At 71.9% G+C, this 17204-nt stretch carries 16 protein-coding genes; 2 read left to right on the forward strand and 14 right to left on the reverse strand.

Translation table 11 applies throughout. The features are described from left to right. Positions 1 to 35 precede the first annotated feature (35 nt). From AOA12_RS13180 to AOA12_RS23870, 7 genes are all read right to left on the reverse strand, one after another. Complete coding sequence (locus AOA12_RS13180; protein WP_054683487.1) at positions 36 to 797, reverse strand: MBL fold metallo-hydrolase; 762 nt, start codon at positions 795 to 797, stop codon at positions 36 to 38. 36 nt (positions 798 to 833) lie between these two features. Next, the gene (locus AOA12_RS13185; RefSeq protein WP_054683492.1) at positions 834 to 1316 is read right to left on the reverse strand and encodes a prepilin peptidase; all 483 of its coding nucleotides are present in this window, start codon (positions 1314 to 1316) and stop codon (positions 834 to 836) included. A gap of 64 nt (positions 1317 to 1380) precedes the next feature. Next, entirely contained in the window at positions 1381 to 1728 is a 348-nt protein-coding gene (locus AOA12_RS13190) for a DUF2200 domain-containing protein (protein WP_054683495.1), read from the reverse strand. 758 nt (positions 1729 to 2486) lie between these two features. Next, complete coding sequence (locus AOA12_RS13195; RefSeq protein ID WP_054683499.1) at positions 2487 to 4118, reverse strand: ABC-F family ATP-binding cassette domain-containing protein; 1632 nt, start codon at positions 4116 to 4118, stop codon at positions 2487 to 2489. Positions 4119 to 4309: 191 nt separating this feature from the next. Continuing rightward, positions 4310 to 4861, reverse strand: a complete 552-nt coding sequence (locus AOA12_RS13200; protein ID WP_054683502.1) for a TetR/AcrR family transcriptional regulator — start codon at positions 4859 to 4861, stop codon at positions 4310 to 4312. Positions 4862 to 4895: 34 nt separating this feature from the next. Further along, positions 4896 to 6380 carry a multicopper oxidase family protein gene (locus AOA12_RS13205; RefSeq protein WP_231637082.1) on the reverse strand — a complete coding sequence of 495 codons (1485 nt, stop codon included), beginning with the start codon at positions 6378 to 6380 and terminating at the stop codon, positions 4896 to 4898. Beyond that, positions 6377 to 6796: a hypothetical protein gene (locus tag AOA12_RS23870; RefSeq protein WP_054683504.1), complete on the reverse strand. Its 420-nt coding sequence runs from the start codon at positions 6794 to 6796 to the stop codon at positions 6377 to 6379. Before AOA12_RS23870 ends, AOA12_RS13205 begins: the two co-directional genes overlap by 4 nt. A gap of 221 nt (positions 6797 to 7017) precedes the next feature. Here AOA12_RS23870 and AOA12_RS13215 point away from each other — a divergent pair, with 221 nt between their 5' ends. Both AOA12_RS13215 and AOA12_RS13220 read left to right on the forward strand, forming a co-directional pair. Then, positions 7018 to 8127, forward strand: coding sequence for a fatty acid desaturase family protein (locus AOA12_RS13215; protein WP_082406249.1), 1110 nt, complete (start codon positions 7018 to 7020; stop codon positions 8125 to 8127). A gap of 75 nt (positions 8128 to 8202) precedes the next feature. After that, complete coding sequence (locus tag AOA12_RS13220; RefSeq protein WP_054683510.1) at positions 8203 to 9246, forward strand: MBL fold metallo-hydrolase; 1044 nt, start codon at positions 8203 to 8205, stop codon at positions 9244 to 9246. 35 nt (positions 9247 to 9281) lie between these two features. Here AOA12_RS13220 and AOA12_RS13225 read toward each other — a convergent pair whose 3' ends face one another. From AOA12_RS13225 to AOA12_RS13255, 7 genes are read right to left on the reverse strand one after another with little or no spacing between them, the layout of a single operon-like run. Then, the gene (locus tag AOA12_RS13225) at positions 9282 to 10034 is read right to left on the reverse strand and encodes an SDR family NAD(P)-dependent oxidoreductase (RefSeq protein WP_054683513.1); all 753 of its coding nucleotides are present in this window, start codon (positions 10032 to 10034) and stop codon (positions 9282 to 9284) included. Next, on the reverse strand, positions 10031 to 11974 hold the full coding sequence (locus AOA12_RS13230; protein ID WP_197280919.1) for a flavin-containing monooxygenase: 1944 nt from the start codon (positions 11972 to 11974) through the stop codon (positions 10031 to 10033). Before AOA12_RS13230 ends, AOA12_RS13225 begins: the two co-directional genes overlap by 4 nt. A 2-nt stretch (positions 11975 to 11976) precedes the next feature. Beyond that, the gene (locus AOA12_RS13235; protein WP_054683516.1) at positions 11977 to 13569 is read right to left on the reverse strand and encodes a class I adenylate-forming enzyme family protein; all 1593 of its coding nucleotides are present in this window, start codon (positions 13567 to 13569) and stop codon (positions 11977 to 11979) included. Then, complete coding sequence (locus tag AOA12_RS13240; protein WP_054683521.1) at positions 13566 to 14318, reverse strand: SDR family NAD(P)-dependent oxidoreductase; 753 nt, start codon at positions 14316 to 14318, stop codon at positions 13566 to 13568. The genes AOA12_RS13235 and AOA12_RS13240 overlap by 4 nt, the downstream gene beginning before the upstream one ends. Positions 14319 to 14355: 37 nt before the next feature. Continuing rightward, entirely contained in the window at positions 14356 to 15126 is a 771-nt protein-coding gene (locus AOA12_RS13245; protein ID WP_054683524.1) for an SDR family NAD(P)-dependent oxidoreductase, read from the reverse strand. A 14-nt stretch (positions 15127 to 15140) separates the two neighbouring features. Continuing rightward, positions 15141 to 16550 carry a TRAP transporter large permease gene (locus AOA12_RS13250; protein ID WP_054683528.1) on the reverse strand — a complete coding sequence of 470 codons (1410 nt, stop codon included), beginning with the start codon at positions 16548 to 16550 and terminating at the stop codon, positions 15141 to 15143. Further along, positions 16543 to 17163, reverse strand: coding sequence for a TRAP transporter small permease subunit (locus tag AOA12_RS13255; RefSeq protein ID WP_054683531.1), 621 nt, complete (start codon positions 17161 to 17163; stop codon positions 16543 to 16545). The genes AOA12_RS13250 and AOA12_RS13255 overlap by 8 nt, the downstream gene beginning before the upstream one ends. Positions 17164 to 17204: the final 41 nt, after the last annotated feature.

The following is a 17204-nucleotide window of genomic DNA, read 5'->3' on the forward strand; positions in this document are numbered from 1 at the left end:
GACGCCGCGGGGGCGGCGCACACCGTCCCCGCGGCTCAGCGCGAGCGGCCGACCACACCGAGCAGGCGCGCGTACTCCTCGGCCATGCCGGGGTTCGCGATGCGCGGGTCGCCGGAGCGGCCCCGTCGCAGCACGTCGTCGAGGTAGCGGCGGTCGGCGGCGAGCCTCGCCGGCGCGTCGCCCCCGACGTGGCCGTGCCCCGGGATCACGATCTCCGCGCGGCGCGCGTAGGGCGCCAGCACGTCGAGCGCGTGCAGGTACGCAGGCACGTCGTCGGGGTCGAACGGCAGCGGCAGCTCGACGTCGCTCAGCATGTCGCCCGCGATCAGCACCCGCTGCCCCGGCAGCCAGAGCGCCAGGTGGCCGGGCGCGTGGCCGTCGTGCGCGACGAGCTCGACGTCGAGACCGGGCACGACTCGCAGGGGGCCCGCGGTCATGGCATCCACCCGGCCCATCAGCGCGACGAGCGCGGCCGGCAGATCGTCGCCGAGCTGCGCGATCAGCTCGTCGCGCGTGCCGCGGGCGACCGCCGCCGCGCGCGGCGACGCCCAGCGGGGCGCGTCGCCGAACCGGGGATGCCAGAGCAGGTGGTCGTGGTGCGCGTGCGTCGCGACGCCCCCGGCAACGCGGAGCCCGCGCGCGTCGAGGTCGTCGGCGATGGCGGACAGCTCGTCGGCGTGCCACGCGGGATCGACGAGCAGCGCGGAGCCGCCGCGATGCAGCACGGTCGACGTCGTGAGCATCGTGCGGCTCGTGAACACGCGCACGCCGGGTGCGACGTCGATGGGCGGGACCATCGGTCAACGATAGACCGCGACGGATGCCGGCGCGGCTCAACGCGGGGCGCCGAGCGCGATGCCGATCCACATGCCCGCGACGAGGAACGGGCCGAACGGCACGGCCGTGCCGCGACGCGCGCGCCGGAGCGCCAGGAGCGCGAGGCTGAACACGCCGCCGAGCACGAACGCGGACAGCACGCCGATCGCCAGCGCCTCGGCGGCGACCCAGGCCGCGGCCGCCCCGAGCACGCCCGCGAGCTTCACGTCTCCCCCGCCGATGCCGCCGCCGCACCGCCACAGCACCCAGAAGAACGCGAACGAGAGCGCGCCGCCGGCCGCCGCGCGGCCGAGCGACGACCACGGGGCGCCGAGCAGGCACGCGAGCGTGAGGAGCACGGCGAGCGCGGGATACATCGGCAGCACGATGCGGTTCGGCAGCCGGTGCGTGCGCACGTCGACCACCGAGAGCACGACGCCGACGACGGCGAGCGCCGCATAAGCGAGGACGACGGGGACGGCGAAGGGCGGCAGGAGCATCCCGGGAGCGTAGCGGCGGGCGTCCGCGGCCCGCGCCGGTTGTCCACAGGGACCCGGCGGCGGGCTACGCGCGCATGATCCGCTCGAGGGCCCTGCCCTTCGCGAGCTCGTCGACCACCTTGTCCAGGTACCGGATCTTCTTCATCAGCGGCTCCTCGATCTGCTCGATCCGCACGCCGCAGATCACGCCCGTGATCTGCTCGGATGCCGGGTTGAGGTCGGCCGCGGCGAAGAACTCCTCGAGCGTGGAGCCGTCGTCGATGTGCCGCTGCATCTCGGCGCGATCGAACCCGGTCAGCCATCCGATGACGGTGTCCAGCTCGTCGCGCGTGCGCCCCTTCTTCTCCACCTTCTGCACGTAGAGCGGGTAGATGCTCGAGAAGGCGTAGCGGTAGACGCGCGCGTTGTCCATGACACGAACGCTACTCCGTTCCCCCGCCCCGGCAACCCCGTCGGTCGACGGGACCGCGGACCGCGGGACGGGTTTCGACACGCGCGCGCTGCACGCTCTCACGCCCCCTGCCGCGCCCCCACCCCGCTGATCGAGTGCCCGCGGCGAAGCCGCGGGCGTATCGAGATCCGCGTAGCGGACCGTTACACCGGTTTCGATACGCGCGCTCCGCGCGCTACTCAACCAGCGGGAGGCGGGAGGCGGGGCCGAACAAGAGCGACGCGGGCGCGGGATGCAGAGTGCGGGGATGCGGGGATGCGTCCACCACCGTCGCGCGCCCCACGCCGCGGCCTGTCCCGCCCTACCTCGCGCCCCTGCCGCGCGCCCCCACCCCGCTGATCGAGTGCCCGCGGCGGAGCCGCGGGCGTATCGAGATCCATGTAACGGACCGATACACGGGTTTCGATACGCGCGCTCCGCGCGCTACTCAACCAGCGGGGATGGGTGGGCGAGTGCGGCGATATGCGGGCGCAGGAGCGGGACACGCTGACACGATCCCACCCCGTACCCCGTACCCCGTACCCCGTAGCCCGCCCCACCGCACCGCCCCCACCCCGCCCCACCGCCCCCTGCCGCGCCCCGCCCCGCTGATCGAGTGCCCGCGGCGAAGCCGCGGGTGTATCGAGATCCATGTAACGGACCGTTACACGGGTTTCGATACGCCGCCTCCGGCGGCTACTCAACCAGCGGGGGTGAGGGCGGGGGTCAGGGGCGGGGGGTCAGGCGTCGCCGAGGGCGATGGGCGGCCAGTCGGCGATGTCGCGCAGCAGCTGGCGATCGTGGGTCGAGAGCACGACCGCCGCGGGGGTGGCGCGCAGCGCCTCGGTGAGCTCGTCGACGAGCGCGATGGAGAGGTGGTTCGTCGGCTCGTCGAGCAGCAGCACGTGCGGTCGCGACGCGAGGACGAGCGCCAGGTCGAGACGGCGCCGCTGCCCCATGGAGAGCTCGCCGATCCGCGCGTCGGTCTCCGCCGGGCGCAGCAGCCCGAGCGCCGGCAGGCTCACGGCGTCCGCCTCCGCGACGATCCCGGCCGCGATCAGCCGGCCGACCTGCGCGCGGAAGTGCTCGCCCGCGCGTCGCTGCGCGGGCAGCGTCGACTCCTGGCGCAGCAGCGCGACGCGGGTGCCGGACGGCCGGTGCACGCGCCCGGTCGTCGGCTGGATCTCTCCCGCGAGCACGCCGAGCAGCGTCGACTTTCCCGCACCGTTGGGGCCGGTCACCGCGATCCTCGCCCCGCCGCGCACCGTCGTCGACACCGGTGCGGCGAGCCGGCCGGCGACGGTCACGTTGTCGGCGCTCAGCAGCGTCGCGCCCGCGCGGGTGCGCAGCTCGGGAAGCACCAGCCGCTGGGGCGGCACCGGCATGGTCACGGCGTGGGCGTCGAGCGCCGCCTGCCGCCGGTGCACGCTGCGCACGAGCCCGGGCGCCCGCGTCGCGCGCTGATGCTTGTCCGTGCCTTTGTCCGGCCGCCACCCCGACACGAGGCGGCCCTGCGCGGCGCTCAGGTCGTCGCGCAGCCGCGCGCGCTCGGTCTGCTGCTGCGCGTGGTCCTGCTCCCAGCGCTCGCGTTCGGCGCGATGGCCCTCGAGGTATCCCGCGTAGCCGCCGCCGTGGACCCGGGGGCGTCCGTCGGGGGTCGGGTCGAGGTCGACGATCGTCTCGGCCACGTCGGTCAGCAGGGCGCGGTCGTGGCTGACGACCACGACGCCGCCCCGCCGGAAGCGCAATCGCTCGGTGAGGAAGCCGAGCCCGCGCCGGTCGAGGTGGTTGGTCGGCTCGTCGAGCAGCAGCAGGTCGGCGTCGCCGCCGAGGAGGCACGCGAGGCGCACGCGGTAGCGCTGGCCGACGGAGAGCTCCGCGAGCGGCCGCGACCAGTCGGGCTCCGCGTCGAGCGCCTCGAGCGCGATGCGCACGCGCCGCTCGGCGTCCCAGGCGTCGAGGGCTTCCGCGCGTTCGAGCGCCGTCGCATAGCGCTCGGGCGCGTCGGCGCCGCCGTCGGCGAGCGCGGCGCCCGCGGCGTCGAGCTCGGCGAGCGCGCGGAGCGACTCGGCGATGGCGGTGGCGACGGCGTCGCCGACCGTGCCGGCATCCGTCGCGGAGAGCTCCTGCTCGGCGACGTCGATCGTCCCGACGCGGGTCACGGTGCCGTCGTCGGGGGCCAGCCGGCCCGCGAGCACGTGCAGCAGCGTCGACTTGCCGCGGCCGTTCTCGCCGACCACGGCGATGCGGGAGGTCGCGGTGACGATGAGGTCGACGCCGTGCAGCACGCGCCGGGCGCCGCGCGTGACGCTGACGCCGGCGAGCGCGATCTGGGCGCGCGAGCGCGCGGGAGGGAGGGATGGGGTGTGCATGAGGGTCCTTCGAACGGACGCGCCGCAGAGGCCCCTGCACAGGGTTCGGCGCGTCGGGTGACAGCGACTCGCGTCGGGCCGGGCACGGCCGGGGTCGAGTCAGGATGCGTGGCCGTCGCGGCGGAGCGCCCTCGTCCGGGCGCGCGCGACGGGCACGGCTGTCACAGGAAGAACGGATGCACGCCGACAGTCTACGCCGCGGTGTCGCCCATCAGGCGGGCGATCGCCGCGGCGAGCTCGTCCTCGCCCGGCGACGCGTCCTCGTAGATGGTCTGCACGACGACGCCGTTCGCGTAGAGCGCGACCGCGCGCGCCGCGGCGGCGTCGGTGTGCGCGCCGAGCAGCGCGACAAGGCTCTCGTACCAGTTGAGCGTGAGCGAGCGCATCCGCGGGTTCTGCAGGTGTGCGATGCAGAACGCGGTCTCGGCGCCGATGCGCGCGGGGTCGCCCAGGTGCTCGCAGAGCATGCGTGCGACGGCGCGCGGCCGGTCGTCGGTCGTCCGCAGCTCGTGCTCGAGCACGGCGAGCATGTCGGCGAAGGGCCGGTACAGGGTCTCGAGGGCTTCGACGATCAGGTCGTCGAGCGACGCGAAGTAGTGCGTCGTCGACCCCAGCGGCACGCCCGCCCGCTCGGCGACCTTGCGGTGCGTGACCCCGTTGAGCCCGAGGTCGACGACGAGCTCCGCCGCCGCGTCGATGATGGCGCGGCGGCGGCCCTCGGGGTCACGCTTGGCTCTGGTCATATCCGGTCAGTGTACGCACGCGGTCCTGTGGCGCTCAGCCCTCGACGACGAGGAACTGGCCCATCATCCCCTGGTCTTCGTGCCACAGCAGGTGGCAGTGGAACATGTACGGCACGTGCGGGTCGGTGTGGGACCCGAACCGCATGCCCAGCCGCACCGCCGACCCGGGCGGGATGTACACGGTGTCCTTCCATCCGGAGAGCTCGGGCGGCGGCGCCGCGCCGTCGATCTCGGCGACGACGAACTGCACGTCGTGGATGTGGAAGTTGTGCGGCTGGCTGTGCGCGTTGGTGACGAACCAGGTCTCGACGGTGCCGGCGACGACCTCGGCGTCGATCCGGCTCATGTCCATGCGCTGCCCGTTGATGCGGTTGTTGCCGAGCGAGAACGCGCGGGTCCCGGCCGACTCGGCGAGGTCGATGCGCGGCGGCTCGGCGAGCGCGAGGGGCACCGGCGCCGAGGGCCGCAGGGCCGCGGCGGCACGCAGCAGCAGCACGTCGAGCTCGTCGTGCGCGCCCGCCAGCACGGCGTCGCGCTCCCGCAGCCCGAGGTCGTGGGCGAAGGAGCGCAGCGCGACCGACTCCCCGGCATCCATCGTCACGACGATCTCGGCGCGCTCGCCCGGCGTCAGCAGGAGGCGGGCGAGGGATGCCGGCTCTGCCAGCAGTCCGCCGTCGGACGCGATCAGGTCGAAGGGCCGCCCGTCGGACAGCCCGAAGGCGTAGGTGCGGGCGGTCGAGGCGTTGAGCAGGCGCAGGCGGGTGCGCTGCGCCGTGACCTCGAGCACGGGGCCGGCCGCGCCGTTGACGAGGACGGTGTCGCCCAGCATGCCGATGTCGGAGCGGTCGGTCTCCACGAGACCGCCCCGGTCGTCGAACGTCTTGTCCTGCACGATGACCGGGATGTCGTCGACGCCGTAGGTGCGCGGCAGGTCGAGGGCCGCCTCCTCGTCGTCGTCGATGAGGAACATCCCGCCGAGTCCCCGGTACACGTGCCGTTCGGTCTCGCCGTGCGGGTGCGGGTGGTACCAGAGCGTCGCGGCCGGCTGGTCGACCGTCCAGGTCGGCGACCACGTGCCGCCCGGTGCGACGGGCTGGTGCGGGCCTCCGTCGGCCGCCGCGGGCAGCCGCATGCCGTGCCAGTGCAGCGTCGTCGTCTCGGAGAGCTCGTTGCGCACGTCGATGCGCACGGTCTCGCCACGGCGCGCGCGCAGGGTCGGACCGAGCAGGGGGCCGTTGAGACCCCACGTGTCGGTCTCGCCCTGCGGCACGATGCGCGAGCGGCCCGACCGTGCCACGAGCTCGAAGACGCGCGCGCCCTCGTGCGACGTCGACGTGGCGAGCGGCGGGATCGGGAGCGGGGTCGCGAAGGGCACCTCGCCGACGGTGCGCAGCGCCGTGCGCGGGGAGAGGAGGCTGCAGCCTTCGAGCGCGGCGACGCCCGCCGACGCGACGGCGATGCCCGTGGCGCGCAGCAGGTCGCGGCGGCCGAGGCCGCGCGCCCGGTCCCGCGGGCTCACGCGGCGATCTCGTCGCGCTGCCGGAAGGGCAGGTACGCGGCGGCGGCCGCCCCGAGCAGCAGCACGATGCCGAGCGGGAGGTGCAGCGTGAAGCCGCCCGCGCTGCCGATGAGGAACTGCACGACCTCGAGCACGAGCAGCACGGCGGAGACGCCGATCGCGCGCGCGGGTCCCCCGCCGGGCTTCCACCACAGCAGCGCCGCGACGATCTGCACCGCGGCGACGGTCATGATGGCCATGCCGTTCGCGTAGTGCAGGTCGAGGGCCCCGTCGCGCCCCTCCAGGCTCATGCCGGCGAGGATGGGCTGTGCGAAGACGAGCACCGCGTGCACGATCGCCACGGCGGCGAACACACCGCGGAGCGCCGTGCCGCCGCGCTGTCGACGATCGGTCTCGGTCTCGGCGGGCGCGGTCATGAGACTCCTCCACGTAAGTGAACGATGGTACATGTACGATCGTACATGAATTTTCGGCGAACGCGAATCGCGATCCCCCGACCCACCCGGCACGACCGATCTCACCCTCGTATGCCGCGAGAGGCATAGAGCCATGCGTAGCGTGATCCACAGCGATCGGCGACCGCCTTTGGCTCCGCACCGATCGCCCGCGGCGATCGGCCGACGAGAAGGCGCCACGCATGTCCGCCACTCTTTCCACACCGCCTCCCGCACTCGGCCCCGTCCGCCAGACCTACGCGCGCCGCGAGGACTTCCCGCCGATCGCACGGGCCTACACCCAGCTCTCGCAGGTGGTGCGCGAGACGGGCCTGCTGCGACGCACGCCGTGGTTCTACGGGCTCGTCGGCGCCCTGCTCGCACTCGGCTTCGCGGGGGTCGTCACGGGCGTCGTCCTGCTCGGCGACAGCTGGCTGCAGCTGCTCATGGCGGGCGCGCTGGGCATCCTCTTCACCCAGGTCGCCTTTCTCGCGCACGAGGCGGCGCACCGCCAGATCCTGGCCTCGGGCCCCGCCAACGACCGGCTCGCGCGCGTGCTCGCCTCGCTCGTCGGCATCAGCTACTCGTGGTGGGACGCCAAGCACAGCCGCCACCACGCCAACCCCAACAGGGTCGGGAAGGACCCCGACATCGAGGTCGACACGATCTCGTTCCTCGACGTCGATGCGGCCGACGCGCGCGGCCTGCGGCGGCTGATCACCCGGCATCAGGGATGGCTGTTCTTCCCGCTGCTCACCCTCGAGGGGCTCAATCTCACCTATCTCGGCCTCCGTCATCTCGTGACGGCGCGGCGGGTGACGGGCCGATGGGCGGAGCTGGGCATGATCGCCGCCCGGTTCGCGCTGCTCCTCGTGCCGCTCTTCTGGTTCCTCCCGCCCGGCCTGGCGATCGCGTTCGTCGGCGTCATGTACGCCGTGTTCGGCGTGTACATGGGGGCGTCGTTCGCGCCGAATCACAAGGGCATGCCGGTGATCGACCCCGACGCGAGGCTCGACTTCTTCTCGAAGCAGGTGCGCACGTCGCGCAACATCCGCGGCGGCTGGTGGGCGACGTGGCTCATGGGCGGCCTGAACCACCAGATCGAGCACCACCTCTTCCCCAGCATGTCGCGCCTGCACCTCGCCAAGACCCGCGAGATCGTCCGCGAGTTCTGCGCGAGCAACGACGTGCCGTACACCGAGACCTCCCTGTGGCGCTCGTACGCGATCGTGATCGACTATCTCAACCGCGTCGGGCTCGCGGCGCGCGACCCGTTCGACTGCCCGCTCGTCAGCCAGTATCGGCGCGCGTGATCGTCGCGGAGTAGAGTGGGCAAATTGGTATCAGCATTCGATCTGATACCGCCGCGCGAGAGCAAGGAGACAAGGATGCCGGACACCGTGTCGAGCGAACGCACCTCGAAGATGGCGTGGGCCCGGCCCGGCGTCGAGACCGTGCTGCCGGGCGTGCACCGCATCGCCCTCCCGCTCCCCTTCGACGCCCTCACGGCCGTCAACGTGTACGTGCTGGAGACGGCCGACGGGCTCCTGATGGTGGACGGCGGCTGGGCCGTGCCGGAGGGGCGCCGACAGCTCGAGGAGTCGTTGGGCGACATCGGGTTCGCCGTCGCCGACATCGCCGAGATCCTCGTGACGCACATGCATCGCGATCACTACACGCTCGGCTCCGTGCTGCGCGACGAGCTCGGCTGCGTGCTCCGGCTCGGGGCGCCCGAGTCGGAGAACCTCGCGGCGCTCGGCACCGATCCGAAGGGCGGATCCGCGCAGTACGCGATGCTGCGCGAGGCCGGCGCCGACGTGCTCGTCGACGCGTGGCACGAGTGGCTCGACTCCCAGCCCGACGACGCCAGCCACTACGCGACGCCGTCGGCCTGGATCGCGGACGGCGACGTCATCGACCGCGGCGGCGTGCGGCTGCGCGCGGTGCTGACCCCGGGCCACACGCGCGGTCACGTCGTGTTCGTCGACGAGGAGCGCGGACTGCTGTTCTCGGGCGATCACGTGCTGCCCACGATCACCCCCTCGGTGGGATTCGAGCCCGTGCGCGACCGGCTCGCCCTGCGCGCGTTCCTCGCATCGCTCACGAAGGTGGCCGAGCTCGGCGACCTCTCGCTCATGCCCGCGCACGGCCCCGTGGGCATGAGCAGCGGCGAGCGCATCGCCGCACTGATCGCGCACCACGACGAGCGGCTGCGCGCCACGCTGGCCCAGGTCGACGACGGCGAGACGGCGTTCAAGGTCGCCTCCGACCTGAAGTGGACACGGCGCGAGCACGCGCACAGCGACCTCGAGCCCTACAGCCGGGCGCTCGCCGTGATGGAGACCGAGTATCACCTCGAGCTGCTGCAGGACCGCGGCCTCGTGAGCAGCCGCATGGTCGGCGGCGTGCGGTTCTACTACCGCACCGCGTAGGCGCTCCGCGCCCTCGCGGGCGCCGGGCTCCCCTGCTACTGCGCCCCGACCTTGATGGCCTGTCCCGTGATGTTCCGCGCGTCGGTCGAGGCGAGGAAGGCGATGAGGTCGGCGACCTCGTCGGGCGTGCCGTCGGCGTCGAAGAGCCGCTTCGACCGGTAGGCGTCGACGTACTCGTCGGCGACGCCCGCGGTCAGCCTCTCGTTCCAGATGAGCCCCGGCATGACGGCGTTCACGCGGATGCGGTCGCGCGCGCCCTCCGCGGCGAGCGCGGCGGTGAGCCCCAGCACGCCGCCCTTCGCAGCGGCATAGGCGACCTCGCCGAACGGGGCCGGATTCTGCGCCGCGAGCGAGGAGATGTTCACGATCGCCGCGGCGTCGGACCGCTGCAGCAGCGGCCACGCGGCGCGTGCGTGCAGGTAGTGCGACGTGAGCGACGTGTCGAGCACGGTCCGCCAGGTGTCGAGCGGCGTGTGCGGCCACTCGGCGAGGATGTTGAGCCCCACGCTGTTGACGAGCACGTCGAGCCGGCCGTACCGCTCTGCGACGGCGTCGACGAGCGCCGTGACGGCCTGCTCGTCGCCGGCGTCGCCGGCGATCGCGAGCACGCGTTCGGCGCCGTGCGCCGAGACCAGCTCGTCCTCGAGGGCGCGCAGCCGCTTCGGGTTGCGGTCCGAGACGGCGACGGCGGCGCCCTCCTGCATGAAGCGGCGCACGACCGACGAGCCGATGCCGACCCCGGCCGCCGCGTTGACGAGCACGATCCGTCCGCGGAATCGTTCGGTCATGTCCCTGCCTCCATCTCGTGTCCGGCGGCATCGCGCAGCACGAAGTCGCCGGCGCGCGCCCTGTTGGTCATCCTCCACCAGTCGATCACGCGCCACGGGTTGGCGACGACGACGCGGCCCCGGGAGTTGCGGTAGTAGGTGTCGAAGCCCTTCGCGGTCCAGATCATGCGCTCGTGCGCCTCGTCGACCCGCCGGTTGTAGTCGGCGGTGACGTCGCCCCGCACCTCGGCGACGGTCGCGCCGGCGGCGAACATCTGCTCCAGGAGGCTCAGGACGTAGCGCATCTGGCTCTCGAGATAGAAGATCAGGCTGCCGCCGTGCCCGGCCTGCGTGTTCGGTCCGTAGAGCGTGAAGAGGTTCGGGAAGCCGGGCGCGGCCGTGCCGATGTACGACCTCGCGTCGTCGCCCCACTGCTCGCGCAGCGTCACGCCGCCGCGGCCGACGACCTCGAACGATGCGAGGAAGTGCGCGACGTCGAAGCCCGTCGCGAAGACGAGGGCGTCGAGCTCGATCCGCCGTCCGTCCGTGAGCACGACTCCGCCCCCGGTCACCTCGCTGATCGCATCGGTCACGAGTTCGACGTTGTCCCGCCGCAGCGTGCGGTACCAGCCGTTGTCGAGCAGGATGCGCTTGCCGAAGGGCGGATAGGGCGGCGTGACCTTCTCGATGAGCTCCGGGAACCCCTCCAGCTCCGACTCGATGTACCGGGTGAAGAAACGGCGATGGCCGTCGTTCTGCGCATTGAGCGACCGCTCGGGGTGCGGCCAGCCGGGGTCCTTCTGCAGCGCGGGATAGAGGGTGTCGTTGAGCACCCAGGAGAGCCGCTGACGGTACCAGCTGCGGTAGAGCGGCACCTCGGCCAGCAGGAACCGCACCGAGTCGGGCACGGGCGTGCGGAACTTCTCGAACGGGGCGACCCAGTGCGCCGAACGCTGGAACAGCGTGAGCGACGCGACCTCGGGAGCGATCGCGGGCACGACCTGCATGGCGCTCGCGCCGTTGCCGATGACGCCGACGCGCTTGCCGCGCACGTCGAAGCCCTCGGGCCACTCGGCGGTGTGCGTCGTCGGTCCGGCGAAGCTGTCGATGCCCGGGACGGACGGCGTCTTGGGCGTGCCGAACGCGCCGACGCCGCTGATCACGATGTTCGCCTCGACCGACGCGCGCACGCCGTGCTGCTCGATCTCGACCGTCCACCGCTGCGTCTCGTCGCTCCATCGCGCCGCGAGGACGCGCGTGCCGTAGCGCGTGACGGCATTCATGTCCCAGTCGCCGGCGACCTTCTCCAGGTAGGCGAACAGCTCGTCCCGCGTGGCGTAGTAGTAGGGCCAGTCGTAGGGCGCATCGGCGAACGAGTAGAGATGGCTCGGCACGTCGACGCCGCATCCCGGATACCGGTTGATCCACCACGTGCCGCCCGGCCGCTCGCTCGCCTCGAAGACCGTGACGGCGATGCCGGCCCGGCGCAGCTCGCGCGCCGCGAGCATGCCCGAGATGCCCGCGCCGACGACGATCGCCGAGAACCCCGGCGGGGCCGCGGCGGGACGGGCCTCGGGCTCGACGAGCCCCGCGAACGCCGCGAGGTCCTCGGCGATCATCGGCCCGTACTCGTCGGGCACGTGCTCCCCCATCGCGACGCTGAGCATGCGGGTGAGCAGGGCCTCGTCGGGCTCGGGGATCGCCGGCGCGCGGCCGGCGCGCCACGCGATGATCGCCTCGGCCGCGGCATCCTTGATCTCCCGCTGCACCTCGTCGGACAGGCCTCCCGAGTCGTTCTCGCTCAGCCCCTTGCCGCGCGTGGGCGCATAGGGCTCGGCGAGCCACGAGAGCTCGCCGGTCAGCTGCACGAGCACCATGAGCAGCGTCGGCACGTTGGCGTCGGCGACGGCGCGGCGGATCGTCGCGTCGAAGTCGACGGCCAGGGGGGTCCCGTCGGCCACGATCAGCCGCCGACCCGCCGCTGCTGGCCCTGCCAATAGCGCTCGCGAATCTCGCGGTGCAGGATCTTGCCGGTGCCCGTCTTCGGCAGCTCGTCGACGAACTCGACCGATCGGGGCCGCTTGTAGGCCGCCAGGGCGCCGAGGCACACCCGGTCGATCTCCTCGAGCGTGAGCTCATGGCCGGGCTTGAGGGAGACGACCGCGTGGATCGTCTCGCCCCACTGCGCGCTGGGGATGCCCACGACGGCGACCTCGTGCACCGCCTCGATCGTGTAGATCACGTTCTCGACCTCGGTGGGATAGACGTTGAAGCCCCCCGAGACGATCATGTTCTTCTTGCGGTCGACGATCGTGAGGAAGCCGTCGATCAGCTGGCCGACATCGCCCGTCGAGATCCAGCCGCCGGGGAGGATCGTCTTCGCGGTCTCGTCGGGCAGGTTCCAGTAGCCGACCATGCCCGCGTCGCCCCGCACCTGGAGCTCTCCCGGGTCGCCGACGGCGACGGGCTCCTCGTCGTCGTCGACGAGGCGGTAGTCGACATAGGGGCTGACGTGCCCCGCCGACGCGAGCCGGCGGGGTGCGGGCAGCGCGGGGTCGAACACGTGATCGCTCATCGACAGCGACGCGTTGTAGGGCATCTCGGTGAGGCCGTAGTACTGGATGAAGACGGGGCCGAACGCGGCAATCGCCCGCGCGAGGCGATCCGGGGCGATCGCCGACCCGCCGTAGATCACGGTGCGCACGGCCGAGAGGTCGGGCTTCCGCTCGTCGACGACGGGGAGCAGCATGTTGATCATCGTCGGGACCAGGGGCAGCACGGTCGCGCCGGTCCGCTCCACGACGGAGAGGTACTCGGCGGGCGAGAACTCGCCGAGCGCGAGATGGCTCGCGCCCTTCAGGAAGTAGACCATCATGGCGTATCCGCTCAGGTGCGTCACGGGCGCGACGTGGACGAGCCTGTCGTCGGCGCTCGCGTCGGGCAGCTCGGCGGCGATGTTGCGCAGGATCGCCAGAAGGCTGCGATGCGAGTGCATCACGCCCTTCGGGCGGCCGCTGGTTCCCGACGTGTACGGCATCCACACGAGGTCGCTCGGACGGATGTCGACGTCGTCGGCCTCGACGTCGCCGACGAGCTCGCTGAAGTGCCGCACGCCCTCGACGCGGTCGAGGCACACGACCACGCCCTCGAAGCCGGCGAGCTCGGGGAGCAGATCGTGGGCGCGCTCACCGTCGATGATCACGAGGCTCGCACCGCAGTCGGAGATGATCTCGGTCACCTCTCGGGCGTGCAGGCGGTAGCTCAGCGCGACACGGACGAACCCGCCGATCGCGAGGGCGTGATCGATCGTGAAGCACTCGGAGCGGTTCTTGGTGAGCACGACGACGCGATCGCCCTTGCGGATGCCGGCCGCGTCGATCCCCGAGACGAGCCGGCGCGCGGCACGCCCCAGCTCGGCGTACGTCGTCACCGACCCGTCGAGCTCGAAGACGGCCGGGCGGTCGGCGAACTCCACGTATCCGCGGCGGAACACCGACGCGATCGTGGGAGAGAACTCGGGGTTCCACGCCGCCGATGCGACCTCGCCGTTCGTCATCGCCGCTCTCCCAGCCTCTGTGCCTGCCTGATGCCGGCGCCGCCGGCGAGGAACCCGCCGTCGACGGCGATGTCCTGGCCGGTGATGTGCGTCGATGTGGGCGAGGCGAGGAAGACCACGGCGCGGGCGATCTCCTCCGGCTCCGCCAGGCGCTTCTCGGGGATGTCGTCGAGATACTCGGCGAGGGCCTCGGCAGTCAGCTTGGCGCGGGCAAGCTCGCTGTTGACGGGGCCGGGCGAGACCGAGTTGCAGCGCACGCCGAGCGGGGCGTACTCGACGGCCGTCTGACGGGTCAGCTGCAGCAGCCCGGCCTTCGAGACGCCGTAGGCGACGCGGCCGAAGCTCGCGCGCTGGCCGGCGATCGAGGTGATGTTCACGATCGAGCCGTGCCCGCTGCGCACGAGCAGGTCGACCGCGAGCTGGGTCAGGCGGAAGGGCGCCGTCAGGTTCACGTCGAGCACGGCATCCCAGTCGTCTTCACTGAGATCGCGCACGAGGCCGAGCTGCGCGATGCCGGCGCAGTTGACGAGCACCGAGAGCTCCTCCAGCGAGGCGAAGTACGCTCGGCACGCCGCCGCGTCGGTCACGTCGAGCGCGTCGGCGTGCAGCCCCTCGGGCGCGGTGAATCCGTCGAGCGCCTGTGCGCGGTCGACGATCCGCACGCTCCATCCGTCGTCGCGGAGCGCGGTGGCGATCGCGAGGCCGATGTTGCCCGCGCCGCCCGTCACGATGGCGGTTCCTCTGGTCATCTCTGCAGCTCCTTCGCTGGCTCGTGATTCTCTGCGTTCACAGGCGGGCGGCGCCCTGGCCGGCGAGCCAGCCGCCGTCGACCGGGAGCACGACGCCGTTGACGTAGTCGGAGCGGTCGCTCGCGAGGAAGCTCACCGCGTCGGCGATGTCGTCGGGTGTGCCGGGCCGGCCGTTGGGGACGACCTCCGCGACATGTCGCTGCAGCTCTGCCGAGGCGAACACGTGGCTGGTCATGGCCGTCTCGATGATGCCCGGCGCGATCGCGTTGACGCGCACGCCCTGGGCGCCGAACTCGAGCGCGATCGCCTTCGTGAGCGAGATCAGTCCGGCCTTCGCGGCGCCGTACGCGGCGCGTCCGCGCACCGCGGAGAGACCGGCGAACGACGCGATGTTGACGATGCGCCCGCCGCCCTGGGCGAGCATGAGCGGCAGGGCGTTCGCGGCGAGCAGCGCAGGCGCGACGAGATCGATCTCGAGCGTCGTGCGCCACTCCGCGCTCGGCAGCTGGTCGAACGGCGTGATCTTGCGCACGCCGGCGTTGTTGACCAGCACGTCGAGTCGTCCGAACTCCTCGTGCACGCGAGCGGGCAGGCCGGTCACCGCCTCCTCGTCGAGCAGGTCGGCGACGAACGCGACGGCGCGATCGGCGCCGAACTCCTCGACGATCGCGTCCAGCGGCCCGGCGACGATGTCGGTCACGGCGAGACGGTAGCCGTCGGCGACCAGGCGGCGGCAGATCGCACCGCCGATTCCGCCTGATGCTCCCGTGACGAGGGCCACGGGACCGTGGGAGATGTCGTTGATCATGAGGTCTTCCTTCCTTACCCACCCGCCGCGAGCTGCGGAAGGACGAGAGTGATCTGCGGAAACGCGAACAGCACGGCGACCGCCAGCACGTCGCCCAGGATGAATGGCGCCACGCCGCGGAAGCCCTGCGCGACGGTCAGGTCCCTCACGGCACCGGCGATGACGAACACGTTCATGCCGACCGGCGGCGTGAGCAGCCCGATCTCGATCATCTTGACGACGAGGATGCCGTACCAGATGCCGTCGAATCCGAGCTCCGTGACGACCGGATACGACAGCGGCACCCAGATCAGCAGCATCGAGATGCCGTCGAGGAACATGCCCATCGGGATCAGCGCGAGCAGGAAGAACACGACGACGAGCCACGGCGGGAGGCTCAGGTGCGTGACCCAGTCGAAGATGGCGTCAGGCGCGTCGGCGACGAGCAGGAAGCTCGCGAACACCGTCGACCCGATGAGCAGCATGAACACCATGCTCGTGATCGACACCGACTCCTGCAGCGCAGAGAACAGCAGCTTCCACAGCCCCGACCGCGTGCGCAGCGCGTACACGACCATGAAGAGGCCGGCGGCGAGCGCGCCGAATGCCGCGGACTCGGTAGCGGTGAAGATGCCGCCGAAGATCCCTCCCATGACGATGAGGAACAGCACTCCGGTCTGCACGACAGCCCCGTAGGGGAGCTTCTCGCGCCCGGGCTTGGTCGCGACGGGGGTCGCCTCGGCCGCCAAGGCCTCGTCGGCCGCACGCGCGGCAGCCGCAGCATCCACGCGCTCGCGCAGATCGGCACCGATCACGGCCGCTTCCTCGACGACGGCGGGAACGCGACGCACCTGCCAGAGGATGATGGCGCCGTAGGCGAGGATCGACACGAGACCGGGCAGGACGCCGGCCAGCAGCATGCCGCCCACCGACTCCCCCGCCGTCAGCGCGTAGAGCACGAGGATCACGCTCGGGGGGATGAGAACGCCGAGCGTGCCGGCGGAGCCGATGATGCCGGCGGCGAGCACGAGCGGGTATCCGTACTTGCGCATCTCGTCGACGGCCATCTTTCCCATCGCCGCGACGTTCGCCGTGCTCGATCCCGTGATCGCCGCAAAACCAGCGCTCGCGGCGAGCGCCGCCAGCCCCAGTCCGCCCGGGACGCGGTGCATGAAGCGGTTCGCGACGACGAACAGGTCCCTCGCGAGCGCGCCGTTCGCTGCGAAGGCGCCCATCAGGATGAACAGCGGCACGACGATGAGCCCGTACGAGGCGATGGCCTCGACGGGCGCCGCCTTGAGCGTCGCGCCCATGATGCGCTCGCCCTGGATGAGGAAGATCCCCACACCGCCGCCGAGCAGCAGCGAGAAGGCGACCGGCACGCGGATCGCGAGCGCGATGAAGAAGACGATGAGCGAGAGGAGGACCGCGGTGCCGCTATCCATGAGCCGCCACCTCCTCGGCCGAGTCGCCACGCGGGCGGCGCAGGGCGTCGATGAGCTCGCGCGCGCTCGTCACGGTCGAGATGAGCACCTCGAGGGCGAGCCACACGAATCCGAAGGCGATCGCCGCGCGAGCGGGCCAGAACAGCGCACGCTCGCTGGCCATGCCGATCGTCTCGGACCGCCCGATCGAGCGGAACACCTCGGGCACGAGCCAGTTGATGAGGTAGATGCACAGGGCGAGCACGACGATGCTGCTGATCGTCTTGAGCAGGGCTCGCATTCGCGGCCCCAGCATGTTCACGAACAGGTCGATGCCCACGTGAGAGCGCGTCTGCCACGTGTGGGCGAGGCCGAGCGCGACGAGGCTCACGAGACCGATCTCGACGAGCTGCACCATGAGCGGCAGAGCGATGCCGGTCGTCGCCCGTTTGACGACCGAGACGACGATCAGCAGCATGAGCGCGGCGGTGATGCCGCCGGACACGCGAGCCGCGACACGGCTCACGAAGTGTATGGCGTTGAAGATGACGCCGACGATCCCGCCGAAGGACGAGACGCCGGTCGTCGGGCCGCCGAGAGCAGGACTCTCGGCGGCCGACGTCGCGGGTTTCACGTCAGAACCATCCGATCGTTGTCGATGTGTCGCTTGACGCG

The sequence above is a fragment of the Microbacterium sp. No. 7 genome (assembly GCF_001314225.1).
Classification (GTDB): Bacteria; Actinomycetota; Actinomycetes; order Actinomycetales; family Microbacteriaceae; genus Microbacterium.

Bases quoted from the DNA above. Each gene is read 5' to 3' on its own strand.
- AOA12_RS13180 (WP_054683487.1), bottom strand. From the start codon at position 797: ATGGTCCCGCCCATCGACGTCGCACCCGGCGTGCGCGTGTTCACGAGC.
- AOA12_RS13185 (WP_054683492.1), bottom strand. From the start codon at position 1,316: ATGCTCCTGCCGCCCTTCGCCGTCCCCGTCGTCCTCGCTTATGCGGCG.
- AOA12_RS13190 (WP_054683495.1), bottom strand. From the start codon at position 1,728: ATGGACAACGCGCGCGTCTACCGCTACGCCTTCTCGAGCATCTACCCG.
- AOA12_RS13195 (WP_054683499.1), bottom strand. From the start codon at position 4,118: ATGCACACCCCATCCCTCCCTCCCGCGCGCTCGCGCGCCCAGATCGCG.
- AOA12_RS13200 (WP_054683502.1), bottom strand. From the start codon at position 4,861: ATGACCAGAGCCAAGCGTGACCCCGAGGGCCGCCGCCGCGCCATCATC.
- AOA12_RS23870 (WP_054683504.1), bottom strand. From the start codon at position 6,796: ATGACCGCGCCCGCCGAGACCGAGACCGATCGTCGACAGCGCGGCGGC.
- AOA12_RS13215 (WP_082406249.1), top strand. From the start codon at position 7,018: ATGTCCGCCACTCTTTCCACACCGCCTCCCGCACTCGGCCCCGTCCGC.
- AOA12_RS13220 (WP_054683510.1), top strand. From the start codon at position 8,203: ATGCCGGACACCGTGTCGAGCGAACGCACCTCGAAGATGGCGTGGGCC.
- AOA12_RS13225 (WP_054683513.1), bottom strand. From the start codon at position 10,034: ATGACCGAACGATTCCGCGGACGGATCGTGCTCGTCAACGCGGCGGCC.
- AOA12_RS13235 (WP_054683516.1), bottom strand. From the start codon at position 13,569: ATGACGAACGGCGAGGTCGCATCGGCGGCGTGGAACCCCGAGTTCTCT.
- AOA12_RS13240 (WP_054683521.1), bottom strand. From the start codon at position 14,318: ATGACCAGAGGAACCGCCATCGTGACGGGCGGCGCGGGCAACATCGGC.
- AOA12_RS13245 (WP_054683524.1), bottom strand. From the start codon at position 15,126: ATGATCAACGACATCTCCCACGGTCCCGTGGCCCTCGTCACGGGAGCA.
- AOA12_RS13250 (WP_054683528.1), bottom strand. From the start codon at position 16,550: ATGGATAGCGGCACCGCGGTCCTCCTCTCGCTCATCGTCTTCTTCATC.